Annotated in this window: 10 protein-coding genes; 8 read left to right on the top strand and 2 right to left on the bottom strand. The window is 66.4% G+C overall.

The features are described from left to right. Nucleotides 1-76: 76 nt before the first annotated feature. From HMPREF0058_RS04275 to HMPREF0058_RS12670, 3 genes are all read left to right on the top strand, one after another. Nucleotides 77-1,153, top strand: a complete 1,077-nt coding sequence (locus HMPREF0058_RS04275; protein WP_006548460.1) for a transaldolase family protein — start codon at nt 77-79, stop codon at nt 1,151-1,153. Nucleotides 1,154-1,331: 178 nt separating this feature from the next. Further along, complete coding sequence (iolG, locus tag HMPREF0058_RS04270; protein ID WP_006548459.1) at nt 1,332-2,321, top strand: inositol 2-dehydrogenase; 990 nt, start codon at nt 1,332-1,334, stop codon at nt 2,319-2,321. 1,248 nt (nt 2,322-3,569) lie between these two features. After that, a complete protein-coding gene (locus tag HMPREF0058_RS12670; protein WP_156102124.1) occupies nt 3,570-3,713 on the top strand; it encodes a hypothetical protein in 144 nt (47 codons plus the stop codon). Between the two features lie 51 nt (nt 3,714-3,764). On the opposite strand, the gene HMPREF0058_RS04260 is transcribed toward HMPREF0058_RS12670, so the two are convergent. After that, nucleotides 3,765-4,853, bottom strand: a complete 1,089-nt coding sequence (locus HMPREF0058_RS04260; protein WP_211205884.1) for a LacI family DNA-binding transcriptional regulator — start codon at nt 4,851-4,853, stop codon at nt 3,765-3,767. A 340-nt stretch (nt 4,854-5,193) separates the two neighbouring features. On the opposite strand from HMPREF0058_RS04260, the gene HMPREF0058_RS04255 reads away from it, so the two are divergent. Both HMPREF0058_RS04255 and HMPREF0058_RS04250 read left to right on the top strand, forming a co-directional pair. Then, entirely contained in the window at nt 5,194-6,396 is a 1,203-nt protein-coding gene (locus tag HMPREF0058_RS04255; RefSeq protein WP_006548456.1) for a Gfo/Idh/MocA family protein, read from the top strand. Between the two features lie 38 nt (nt 6,397-6,434). Then, nucleotides 6,435-7,433, top strand: coding sequence for a sugar phosphate isomerase/epimerase family protein (locus HMPREF0058_RS04250; protein WP_006548455.1), 999 nt, complete (start codon nt 6,435-6,437; stop codon nt 7,431-7,433). Between the two features lie 204 nt (nt 7,434-7,637). Here HMPREF0058_RS04250 and HMPREF0058_RS04245 read toward each other — a convergent pair whose 3' ends face one another. After that, a complete protein-coding gene (locus tag HMPREF0058_RS04245) occupies nt 7,638-8,717 on the bottom strand; it encodes a LacI family DNA-binding transcriptional regulator (protein WP_006548454.1) in 1,080 nt (359 codons plus the stop codon). A 256-nt stretch (nt 8,718-8,973) separates the two neighbouring features. Here HMPREF0058_RS04245 and HMPREF0058_RS04240 point away from each other — a divergent pair, with 256 nt between their 5' ends. Genes HMPREF0058_RS04240 through HMPREF0058_RS04230 form a run of 3 tightly spaced genes read left to right on the top strand, consistent with a single transcriptional unit; the run spans nt 8,974 to nt 12,153 of the window. Continuing rightward, the gene (locus HMPREF0058_RS04240; RefSeq protein WP_006548453.1) at nt 8,974-9,882 is read left to right on the top strand and encodes a DMT family transporter; all 909 of its coding nucleotides are present in this window, start codon (nt 8,974-8,976) and stop codon (nt 9,880-9,882) included. A gap of 16 nt (nt 9,883-9,898) precedes the next feature. Then, a complete protein-coding gene (locus HMPREF0058_RS04235) occupies nt 9,899-11,176 on the top strand; it encodes an extracellular solute-binding protein (protein WP_006548452.1) in 1,278 nt (425 codons plus the stop codon). Between the two features lie 2 nt (nt 11,177-11,178). Continuing rightward, on the top strand, nt 11,179-12,153 hold the full coding sequence (locus tag HMPREF0058_RS04230; protein WP_048780475.1) for a carbohydrate ABC transporter permease: 975 nt from the start codon (nt 11,179-11,181) through the stop codon (nt 12,151-12,153). Nucleotides 12,154-12,155 lie beyond the last annotated feature (2 nt).

Genomic DNA, 12,155 nt, shown 5'->3' with positions numbered 1-12,155 from the left:
GGAAGCATTTCAATGAAGCCATCGGCCGGCACGGCGAAGGAGCCGACCGGAGCCTCACACCCCAGGAGATGCGCCAATGACCATTGAATACACCCCCGGCCCGCTGCTGGAGGCCGCCCGCACCACCCCGACGGTCCTGTGGAACGACTCCGCCGACCCCGACGAGCTTCGTCAGTCGATCTCCTTCGGTGGCGTGGGCGCGACCTGCAACCCGACCATCGCCTACACCTGCATCAACCAGAAGAAGGAGCGCTGGATCCCTCGCATCAAGGAGATCGCCGAGGAGAACCCGACCCTGTCTGAGTCTGAAATCGGCTGGCAGGTTGTGCGTGAGATGTCCATCGAGGGCGCCAAGCTTTACGAAGACATCTTCGAGGAGCACAAGGGCCGCAACGGACGCCTGTCGGTCCAGACCGACCCTCGCCTTGCTCGCAGCGCCAAGGCGCTGGCGGACCAGGCCGAGGAGTTCTCCAGGCTGGCCAAGAACATCATCGTCAAGATCCCGGCCACCAAGACCGGTATCGAGGCTATCGAGGACGCCACCTACCGCGGCGTGTCCATCAACGTCACCGTCTCCTTCACCGTCGCCCAGGCCGTGGCTGCCGGAGAGGCCATAGAGCGCGGGCTCAAGCGCCGTGAGGCCGAGGGCAAGGACGTGTCCACCATGGGTCCTGTCGTCACCCTCATGGGCGGCCGCCTTGACGACTGGATGAAGATCGTCGCCAAGCGCGAGCGCCTGTTCGTCGACCCGGGCATCTTCGAGTGGTCCGGTGTGGCCGCCCTCAAGCGCGCCTACCACGAGTTCCAGGCCCGTGGCCTGCGCGCCCGCGTCCTGTCGGCCGCCTTCCGCAACGTCATGCACTGGTCCGAGCTGGTCGGCGGTGACCTGGTTGTCTCCCCGCCCTTCGCTTGGCAGAAGCTGATCAACGACTCCGGCTACAAGGTCGTCTCCAAGATCGACGACGAGGTCGATCCGAGGATCATGAAGGCCCTGCTCGAGATCCCCGAGTTCCGTCGCGCCTACGAGCCTGACGGCATGGCCATCGAGGAGTTCGAGACCTTCGGCGCCACCGTGCGCACCCTGCGCGGCTTCATGAAGTCCGACGAGGACCTGGACGGCCTCGTTCGCGACGTTATCATGCCCCAGCCGTGAGGCACCCGGTCCGGGGTGGTTGGCCTAGCCAGCCGCCCCGGACCTCGTTCCGCCTCCGCCCTGTGAGCTCACACCGCATCGACGGAGGCGGTTCTCTTAGAGCTGGCGATGACGCGCGTCATCATCGCCATGAAATATACGTCAGTCCACGACCAGCACACACAACAAGGAAGTTCCTATGCTGAACATCGCCCTCATCGGCGCCGGCCGCATCGGCCACGTCCACGCCAAGACCATCGCCGCTCACCCCCAGGCCACCCTCGCTCTGGTCTGCGACCCCTTCGGCGACGCCGCCGAGAAGCTGGCAAGTCAGTACGGCGCTCGCTCCTGCAAGGACGCCGAGGACGTCTTCGCCGACCCCGAGGTTGACGCCGTCGTCATCGGTTCCCCGACCCCCCTGCACATCCCCCACCTGCTCGCCGCCGCGAAGGCTGGCAAGGCTGTGCTGTGCGAGAAGCCCATCGCCCTGGACATGAAGGACGTCGTCGCCGCTCAGACCGAGCTCGACGCCATCACGACCCCGGTGATGTTCGGCTTCAACCGCCGCTTTGACCCCAGCTTCGCGGCTGTGCGCTCAGCGGTCAACGAGGGCCGCATCGGCGACCTGGAGCAGTTGACCATCATCTCTCGTGACCCCGCCGCCCCGCCGGTGGAGTACATCAAGGTCTCCGGTGGCATCTTCCGCGACATGACCATCCACGACTTTGACACCGCCCGCTTCTTCCTGGGCGACATTGTTGAGGTCCACGCGGTTGGCCAGAACCTCGACCCGGCCATCAAGGAGACCGGCGACTACGACGCCGCCGTCGTCACCCTGCGTGCCACCTCGGGCGCCGTGGCAACGATCATCAACAACCGCCACTGCGCTTCCGGCTATGACCAGCGCCTGGAGGCCTCCGGCCGTGGCGGCGCCCTGTTCGCCGAGAACGTGCGCGCCACCACAGTGCGTCTGTCCAACGCCGAGGTGACCGACGCCCAGGAGCCGTACCTCGACTTCTTCCTTGAGCGCTACGCCGACGCCTACCGCATCGAGCTGAGCGCCTTCATCGAGGCCGTTGAGGCCGACACCCCGACCCCGACCACCATCGACGACGCCGTCGAGGCCCTGCGCCTGGCCGAGGCCGCTACCAAGTCCGCCAGGACCGGTCAGCCGGTCCGCCTGGCCTGAGGCTGAGCCCCAGGCACGAGGTGGCCGGGAGCTTACCTCTCCCGGCTCAGTGACGACGGCGCCCGCCACCAGCGGGCGCCGTCTCGCCTTGTCTGCCGTCCCTGCCGCACAGCCGCCTCCGGCCTGCCACGAGCGCCCCCTCCGAGGTCAATTACGTGTTGCACCTCACATATTGCGCAGATATCCTAGTGAGACCTTCCTCATCCCCATTCCCTGCCCAGAGGTCATCATGAAAGCAACAATGAAATTCCTCACCGCATTTGCAATGCCTGAGCCTGCTCACAGTCGCACCCGCGACCGGTGCGCCCAGCGCGGACACATTGACACAATCTGACTGCAACGCAGTGACAGCGATTGACTCTCTTGACAGGGATGAACTCGTCGCAGCTACTCAGTTGCTTAGGACGTCCCTCACAGAGGCTGCTACGTCACCAGACGGCGACCATGGTGCGAGCACGTCTGCTATCGACGAGCGGGCCGTCATCTCCGGAGTCAAAGCAGAATACTCAACCTACGACCGAGTGATCGTCCTTCAGAACGAAGTTAACGGGTACCGAGTTGGAGGATTCGATCAGGATCATGCTACTGGAGCAACGGCCGTACTTCCTTTTGTCGATGTTATCATCGACACATCAGATCCCAAGAACCCCTCACTCATCATCGAGCAACCCGATGCAGTCTCCGCCTATGAGAAAGCGCCTGCGTTTGCGCTGGACAATTCTATAAGCATCTCCCCCCGCAGCAGCAACCGGCACCTGCCCTGCCGGCCTAGTCCATCGCTGCGAAAACTATAGCCTGAACTGCCTCAAATCAATCGCACCCGGATGGCTGGAAAACGCCTGCTCGTTTCTCCCCGGAGCAGTTCCGAAGATCGCATGTTTCGTTACGACGCTTGCAGGCAGGGCTGGAAAATGCTGCACGAAGTGGACCTGCAGCCCCAACATTCACTAGAAACGGAGACCCGCAATGCAGATCTCACGCACAGCGCCCCCCTTAGCCGCTCTTGTTCTTAGCCTGGCGCTCCTCCTCGGCGTGACCTACCGCGCGACCAGCGGCGTCAACCCGTTTTCCGCCGCAACCTGGGCGCTTGGAACCGGCCTTGCCCTGGCGTGCGTCGCAGACGCGAGCGCGAGAGTCGTGACGTCGCGTGCCCGCGCGCAGAGGATCCTCCTCATCGGGCTCCTCCCTCCCCAGCTGGCACTGGCCTTCGCATGCGGTGTGGCCTACACGTTCAGTACCACGTTGCACATGACCGACGTCCTGAGCTCCTACACCTTTGAGCTGACGCACCCAGCGCTGCTGTGCGCCGCGCTGTGCGTCTACCTCTACATCCGCCTGCTCCTGCTGACACGCTCCCTCAAGGACCCGACGCACCACACAGCGCAGGCTTAGGGACCCGGGAGAGTCCGGGACCCGTCTGCTGCGGCACAGGACCCGGCAGGCTCACCGCACGGCGGTCGAGCCCCTGACCACCAGGCTGGCCGGGACGGTGAAGAGGGCCCCGCCCCCAGGCTGGTCGTGGCGCTGCACGCCGTCGGGCACCGGCAGGTCGCGGCCCGGGTCCTCACAGCCCAGGCGCTCCACCAGGTGGCGCACCGCGACGTCCGCGATGGCGTCGACGTCCTGGTGCACGGTGGTGAGGTCGACCGCGCTGAGTGCCGTGAGCGCGACGTCGTCAAAGCCGGCCACCGCAACCTGCTGCGGCACCGTGATTCCACGACGGCGCAGCTCCAGCAACGCCCCTAACGCAGCATGGTCGTTGTACAGCACCAGCGCCTGTGGAAGTTCATCGCGCTCAGCCAGCTCGGCAACCGCACGGATTCCGTCTTCTTCCCCGTCGCCTCCGGGCACAATCCTCTCCGCAAGCCCGTGAACCTGCATCGCCCGACGGTATCCATCTGCCCGCAGCTCAGCCGAAGAGGCTGCACCGCCGTCAACATAAACCAGATCCGTACGACCCGAGCTCAGCACGTGTTCAACGAGCTCAGCCACCGCCGCCTCGTCAGCCGAACGTACCGCGTCGACGTCGTCGGTCAGGCCCTGACGACACAACACTAAGAGCGGCACATCACCAGCGGCGCTACGCAAATCCTCATAGGGCACACGCGAATCGACGACGATGATCGCCTCACAACGATCGCGCACCAGGGCGCGGATACCTTCAACCTCACTGTGACGGGGCGTCGAAGCTGCAAGTCCCAGACCGTGTCCATGACGTTCTGCCGCCTGATAGAGGCCATCGACGAGCTCAGCTTGAAAAGCCTGTCCAGGGAAATATGAGACCCCGATAATCCCGGTGTGAGCGGCTCGCATCAGTCTGGCACGAGGATCAACCTCATAGCCGAGTTCCTCGGCGACCTTGAGGATCTCCTCGCGTGTCGAGTCGGCGACACCAGAGGCATTATTCAATGCCGCAGACACCGTCGAGATTGAGCGGCCTGCACGTTGAGCCACGGTGGCAATCGTGACCGATCGTCTCGGTCGGGACACAGCCCGCACCTCCCTGTGCATCGCTACCATGGTTTTCGCCATTATCCCACGTTTCTCCGCCCCTCATGACGGCGTGCTTGTGAGATGAGGGCGTACGCCCGCAAATGAGACGTGCCGCTCCGACGTCGTAGCGAGCGCCCTCACAGCACAAGAACGCCCTGACCGCGCAGGCACGCCCCCACCGTGGAAGTACGCCGCAAAGTCCCACCCCTCCGCTCGGGCGCCCCAGAAGTACGCCGTCAGGCTCACCGTCACGTTCAAGCTGTCATCGACATGGACTTGACACGCGTCAACACTGAGCGTCTATACTCGCCACATACGTTAACGCGCGTTAACGCCGGGGTGGAAACCTGCATCACTACCACGTCAAAGAGGACACACCATGGACACAACGCTCTCCGTCGCCGTCATCGGAGCCGGCATGGCCGGTACCACCCACGCCAACGCCTGGAGGCAGGTCGGCACCGTCTTCGACCTGGGCCTACCCAAGGTCCGACTCGCCGCCATCGCCGACGCCTACGAACCCTTCGCCGTCGACGCCGCCGAGCGCTACGGCTATGAGAAGGCCGTCACCGACTGGCGCGACATCGCTGACGACCCCAGTATCGACATGGTCTCCATCGTCGTCGGCAACGCCCTGCACCGCGAGATCGCAGAAGCCATGATCCGCGCTGGCAAGCACGTCCTGTGTGAGAAGCCCTTGGCTGACACCCTCGAGAACGCCAAGGCCATGGCTGAGGCCGAGGCCGCCCACCCCGAGGTCGTCACCTCCACCGGCTTCACCTACCGCCGCAACGCGGCCGTGGCCGAGATCAAGAAGCTGGTCGACACCGGCCACCTGGGCGAGGTCAACCACATCAACGCCCGCTACTGGTGCGACTACGGCTGCGACCCCTCCACCCCGATGGCCTGGCGCTACGCCGGTCCCATGGGCTCGGGCGCCCTGGGCGACGTCGGCTCCCACCTCATCGACACCGCTGAGACCATCTGTGGCCGCCTCGTGTCCGTCTCCGGGGGCGCCATGGTCACCGCGATCAAGGAGCGTCCGGTCGCCAAGGGCCACGTGACCCGCGGCACCGCCCTGGACACCTCCGACGCCGAGACGGCCCCCGTGACCAACGACGACGTCGCCTCCTTCACCGGCGTCTTCGACAACGGCGCCGTGGGCACCTTCTCCGCCTCACGCATCGCCTGGGGCATGCCCAACGCCATGATGATCGACGTCCACGGCTCGCGAGGCCGCGCCTCCTGGGACCTGTCCCGCACCGGCGAGATCATGGTCGACGACGCCTGCGCCCCGGCCGGCCTGTCCGGCCCGCGCCGGGTGCTGGTCAACCCCACCTTCCCCTACTTCGAGCGTGGCTCCTCCATGGCCTTCGGCGGCGTGGGCTGCACCCAGATCGAGCAGTTCACCTACCAGGCCTACGCCTTCCTCCAGCAGGTCGCGGGCGTGAGCGAGGCCGACTCCCTGCCGCGCTGCGCCACCTTCGCCGACGGCTATCGCGAGATGCTCATCGCCAACGCCGTGGCCGAGTCCGCCGCCAATGGAGGCGCCGCCGTCGACGTCTCCCGCTTCAACAAGTAATCACCACCCACCACGACTGTTTCTAGGAGAAGACCACCATGGCACTGACCTACGGCGCCTACACCGCTTGCCTGGGCGACCACAGCCTGCCCGAGACTCTCGACGTCCTCAAGGCTGCTGGCCTGACCGGCGCAGAAGTCAACGTCGGCGGCTTCATCCCCTCCCCTCACTGCCCCGTCGATTCCCTGCTGGCGTCCAAAACTGCCCGCGAGGACTACCTGGGGATCTTCGAGGACAAGGGCATGGTCCTGTCCGGCCTCAACACCTCCGGTAACCCGACCTCGCCATTGCCGAACGAGGGTCTCAAGCACGCCGAGGACCTGCGCAATGCCATCCGCCTGGCTGGCGCCCTGGGTGTGAAAGAAATCGTCACGATGTCCGGCACCCCGGGCACCGACCCCGGTGCAAGGTACCCCACCTGGGTCGTCAATCCCTGGAACGGGATCGACATGGAGATCCTGGACTACCAGTGGAGCGTCGTCGTCCCCTTCTTCAAGGAGATCGACGCCCTGGCCCGCGACAACGACGTCAAGGTCTGCCTCGAGCTGCACCCGCGCAACCTCGTGTTCAACGTCCCCTCCTTCGAGCGCCTTGTCGAGGAGACCGGGGCGACCAACCTGCGCGTCAACATGGACCCCTCACACCTGTTCTGGCAGCAGATGGACCCGATCGCCGCGACCAAGCGCCTGGGCAAGTTCATCGGCCACGTCCACGCCAAGGACACCAAGATCTTCCCCGGCGCCGCTTACCGCGGGGTGCTCGACACTGACTTCGGCCACGTCCCGGCCGAGGCCGAGGGCAAGGTCCCGGTGGCCTACGGCTACTGGTGCAGTTCCTGGCCCAAGGACCCGGCCTGGCGCTTCGTTGCCTTCGGTCTGGGGCACGACACCGACTACTGGGCCGAGTTCTTGCGCGCGATCGAGCAGGCTGACCCGAACATGAATGTCAACATCGAGCACGAGGACGCCGAGTACGGCAACGTCGAGGGCCTGCAGATTTCTGCCTCGAACCTGCTGGCAGCCGCCAAGGCCCTGTGAGCAGCCCACGACGGCGGCCAGACAGGCCTCCGGCCCTGCCGACCGCCGTCGTCCCAGACCTTCCTGGACGCTCTTACCCACCTCGTCGATCCTGAGCGCCCAGGACCTTGACTGTGTGCAGCGCCTGCCGCCACGTGCGTGGCACGCCGCGCGGCCAGCCTGGCGGCGTCGCTCCGAGCACCTCCAGCCCCAGACGCCCTGGTCTCAGCGCAGGGTGGGCGCGAGGTCTCCGGCAGGCCGGGTCGAGGAGCGCCGCACCGCCAGCACCGGCTCCAGGGTGAGGCTGCGCCCAGGACCCGACGCCGCCTCCGGGCCAGCGGGTACGCCGTCGCCCGTCTCCTGCCGGCCCTGCAGGGTGAGGCGGCCCGACCGCTCGCACACCAGGCGGATCGCGTCACGGGCCATCGCGTCAGCGGGCTGCTCGACGCTGGTGAGAGAGAACTCCTCTCGTCGAGCCAGGTAGGTGTCGTCGTAGGACACCAGCGGCGTCCACCCTCCAACGGCCCGCAGGGCCGCGAGCGCGTCCAGGGCGACGACGTCGTTGTGTGCCACCACGCCGATCCGGCGCCCGTCCTGGGCGCAGCGCGCCAGGGCCTGACCGACTCCTCCGCCCCCGTCGCGCGGCGCGAGGAGCGTGTGCAGCCTGACCCCCGCCTCACGGCAGGCCTGCGCCAGGGCTCCGCCGCGCTCGGTCGCGTTGGGGTCCTCGTGCTCGGGCGGGGTGAGGTAGACCAGGTCCTGCGTGCCGGCCCCCAGCAGGTGGTCGACGACGACGAGCGCGGCAGCCTCCTCGTCCAGGCGGACCGTGTCCACCCGGCCCCCGGCGCTGGTGCGCCCGATGAGGCACACGGCCGTCTCCCTGCCCAGGGCCCGGATCACTGGGTCGGGCATGGCCGGGGAGACGAGCACCAGCCCCTCGAGCTGCATGGCGAGCATGGTGTCCACGGCGCCCTCACCGTCACCGACCTGGGTGGCCAGGGTGATGACGAGGGTCAGGCCCTGCTCCCGGGCCGCGACCTGGAGGGCGTGGGCGATGAAGTCGAAGAAGGGGTTACGCAGGTCTGGCAGGACCAGGCCGATCAGCCCCGAGCGCCCGGAGGCCAGGGCTGCGGCGGAGCGGTTGACGCGGTAGCCCAGTCGGGCCGCGGTGCCGAGGATGTGGTCTCGGGTGGCCTGGGCGACGCGGGGAGAGCCTGCCAGCGCCATGGAGACCAGTCCACGGGAGACCCCTGCCTCGCGAGCCACCTGCTCCTGGGTGACGGCGCGCTGGGGTGCGCTGCCCATGGCTCCTCCTGGTCGTGTGACGCCTCGTGCTCGTGGGGATGCGGCCGCGGGCACCCCGAGTCGGGAGCGACCGGCTCGCCCCGTCCCCGTCATACTCCTCGCTCGGTGTCTGCGCGCGCAAGCGCCTGTCTCACAGCCTCTCTCACGTGATCGCCTGACGACCGGGCAGACGAGGCTGCCTCAGCTCCCGTGATTGACAACCTGAAAACGCGCCTCTATCCTTCAATGCAACCGCTTACATCGCAAGGAGGCGAGGATGCGACGCTCAGGTCTGGCGACGCTCGCTGTGCTCACGATCACCGTGATCTGGGGCTCGACGTTCTTCATCATCAAGGACGCCGTCGACCGTATGGAGCCCATCGACTTCCTCGCGATCCGCTTCACCATCGCCGCAGCGCTCATCGCCCTCGTCCTGTGGCCGCGTCTGCGCCGCCTGCCCGCCGGGGGCTGGCGCGCGGGACTAGGGCTCGGCGTCCTGTACGGGCTGGCACAGATCGCCCAGACCTATGGGCTCAAGCACACCTCCGCCTCGGTCTCGGGCTTCATCACCGGCACCTACGTGGTCCTCACGCCCATCATCCTGTGGCTCTTCCTCAAGGTGCGCCTGTCTGCCCAGGCATGGGTTGCGGTCGCCTTGGCCTGCCTCGGCCTGGGTGTACTGACGCTGACCGGTCCAGCCGCCATGGGCTGGGGCGAGTGGCTCACACTGCTCGGAGCCTTCTTCTACGCCCTGCACATCGTGGTCCTGGAGCGCTTCGCACCCCAGTGGGACGCGCTGGCCCTCACCGCGGTCCAGCTCGTCGGCGTCGCCCTGACCTGCCTGGTCGCAGCCATCCCCGGCGGCGTTCACTTGAGTGCCGACCCCGTGGCATGGCGTGCCATCGCCTACACCGTGCTGGTCGCCGGTATCGCCACCATGCTCCTGCAGACCTGGGCCCAGCGGCACCTCAGCGCCACTCGGACCGCGCTCATGATGACCTTTGAGCCCGTCTTCGCCTCCCTCTTCGCGATCGCGCTCGGCGGGGAGCACCTGAGCGCGCGGCTGCTGATCGGAGGCGGCGTCATCCTCGCCGCCACGGTCCTCGGCGCCCGCAGCACCCCACAGACCCCCGTGGCTACGACCACCCAGGCCGCAGTCACATCTCACAACGTCACCGTCGACTAGTGAAGGAGAAAACACCATGAACACCCTGTCCCGTCGCCGTTTCGCCCAGATCTCCAGCCTCAGCCTGGCAGCCGCCGTCCTGGCCGGATGCTCCGGCTCGTCCGGGTCCTCCGGCGCCAACACCGTGACCTGGTCTACCTGGGGCTCACCCGAGGAGCTCAAGCGCTACGACGCCGTCCAGGAGCAGTTCAAGAAGGACCACCCTGAGGTCGAGCTCGTCTTCCAGCCCACGGCGTCCTACTCCGACTACCACTCCAAGCTGCTCACCCAGCTCTCCTCAGGCACGGCACCGGATGTCTTCTACGTGGGCGATGACCGCATCGCCTCCTTCATCCGTAACGGCGTCCTGCTTCCTATTGAGGGCGAGACCAGCCTCGACCTGGACAGCTTCAACAGCTCTCTGCTCGACGTCGCCCGTTTCGAGGGTGCTCTCTACGCCCTGCCCAATGACTGCAACCCCGACTGCCTGTGGTTCGACAAGGAGGCGCTCAAGGCCGCCGGAATCACCGAGGACCCGGCCACGCTCGCTGCCTCCGACCAGTGGACCACCGAGGCCTTCTTCGCCATGACGGCCAAGCTCAAGGCAGCTGGCCTCAACGGCGCCTGCTACTGGAACTACTGGGGCACCCACGACTCGATCATCAGCTGCGGCGGAGGCAAGGTCTACGACGGAGACACCTACGTGGCCAACACGGATCCGGCCAGCGTCAAAGCACTGGAGGAGTACGCCACGAGGTTCCGCAGCGGCGAGCTCATCGTGGCCGATCTGCTTCCCGAGGGCACTGGCGAGGACAGCCTGCTCGTGACCCACCAGCTCGGCTTCCTCGCTGCAGGCCGCTACACCATCGGCACGATCGAGGGCGCAGGCGTGGACAAGGACCTCTACGACATCGTTCGCTGGCCCACCCCGGACGGCGCTGCCGCGCCCACAGGAGTGGCTGCCTCCTACCTCGCCATCAACGCCAAGACGAAGAACAAGGCTGGTGCCCTCGCCTTCTACGACACCTACCTCAGCGCCGCTGGCCAGGAGCTGCGCCTGAGCGAAGGTGGCAACGCCGTACCCTCGATCACGGGCGCTGACGAGATCGTCCTGGCTGACGGCTACCCCGCCCACGCCCAGACCATGCTGGACATGCGTGACGCCGGATTCTCCAACTACCCCGTCGAGGCAGCCGTCACTGACCTGTCCAACGAGATCGCCGTGGAGTACATGCAGCCGCTCTACCAGGGCAAGGCCACCACTCAGGAAACCCTTGACGCGATCGCCGCCCTGGTGGCTGAGAAGGCCTCATGACCATGAGCTCGTGTCCTGACACTGCCACCCGCCCCGGCGAGCAACCCGCTTCCGCAGAACCTGAAGGCACTCAACGCCGCGGCCCTCAGAGCACCGAGGCTCGCTGGCGCCGCAACGACCGACGGTGGGGGATGTTCTTCGTCGCCCCTCAGGTCCTCGGCATCTGCCTGTTCACCCTCATTCCCTTCGCAGCCTCCTTCGTCCTGGCCTTCACCCAGTGGAACGGCTTCGGGATGCCAAGCTTCGTCGGGCTGGACAACTTCCGCGACCAGCTCTCCGACCCCGACCTAGGACGCGCCGTGCTCAACACCGGCGTCATCATGCTCGTGACGGTCCCGATCGGCCTCTTTCTGTCGATCGTGGGCGCCACAGTGCTCAACAAGGTCCGCTTCCGCTCGGTCTACCTGGTCATGCTCTTCGCCCCGGTGGTCACCAGCGCCGTCGCCATCGCCCTGATCTGGCAGCAGCTGCTGCGCCAGGACGGAGTCATCTCCGGGGTCATCTCGGCGGTCTTCGGTGTGGAGAATATCGACTGGCTCGGACACCCCTGGCTCGCGCTCATCTCCGTGTGCATCGTGACCATCTGGTCCTCGGTCGGCCTCAACATCGTCATCTTCATGGCCGGGCTGCAGGGCATCTCGCCGTCGGTCATGGAGGCCGCCAAGATCGACGGCGCCGGCCCGATCGCCCGCTTCTTCCGGATCACGCTGCCGCTGCTGTCCCCCATCATCTTCTACCAGTGCATCGTCGCCTGTATCTCGTCGCTGCAGACCTTCGATCTCGTCTTCGTCCTGGTCAAGAACGCCGGCCCAGACAACGGCACGCGCACCATCGTCTACCACATCTACGACCTGGGCTTCGCCAAGTCCCAGTTCGGTCTGTCCAGCGCCGCCTCCGTGGTGCTGCTGGCCCTGACGCTCGTGGTCACCGCCATCCAGTTTGGCGCGCAGAAGAAACTCGTCCACTACGAAAGCTGATG

Origin of the sequence: Actinomyces urogenitalis DSM 15434 (genome assembly GCF_000159035.1) — a bacterium.
In the GTDB taxonomy this organism is placed as follows: Bacteria; Actinomycetota; Actinomycetes; order Actinomycetales; family Actinomycetaceae; genus Actinomyces; species Actinomyces urogenitalis.
Note: the sequence above shows the minus strand (reverse complement) of the source record. Positions and strands in the feature narration are given on the sequence as shown.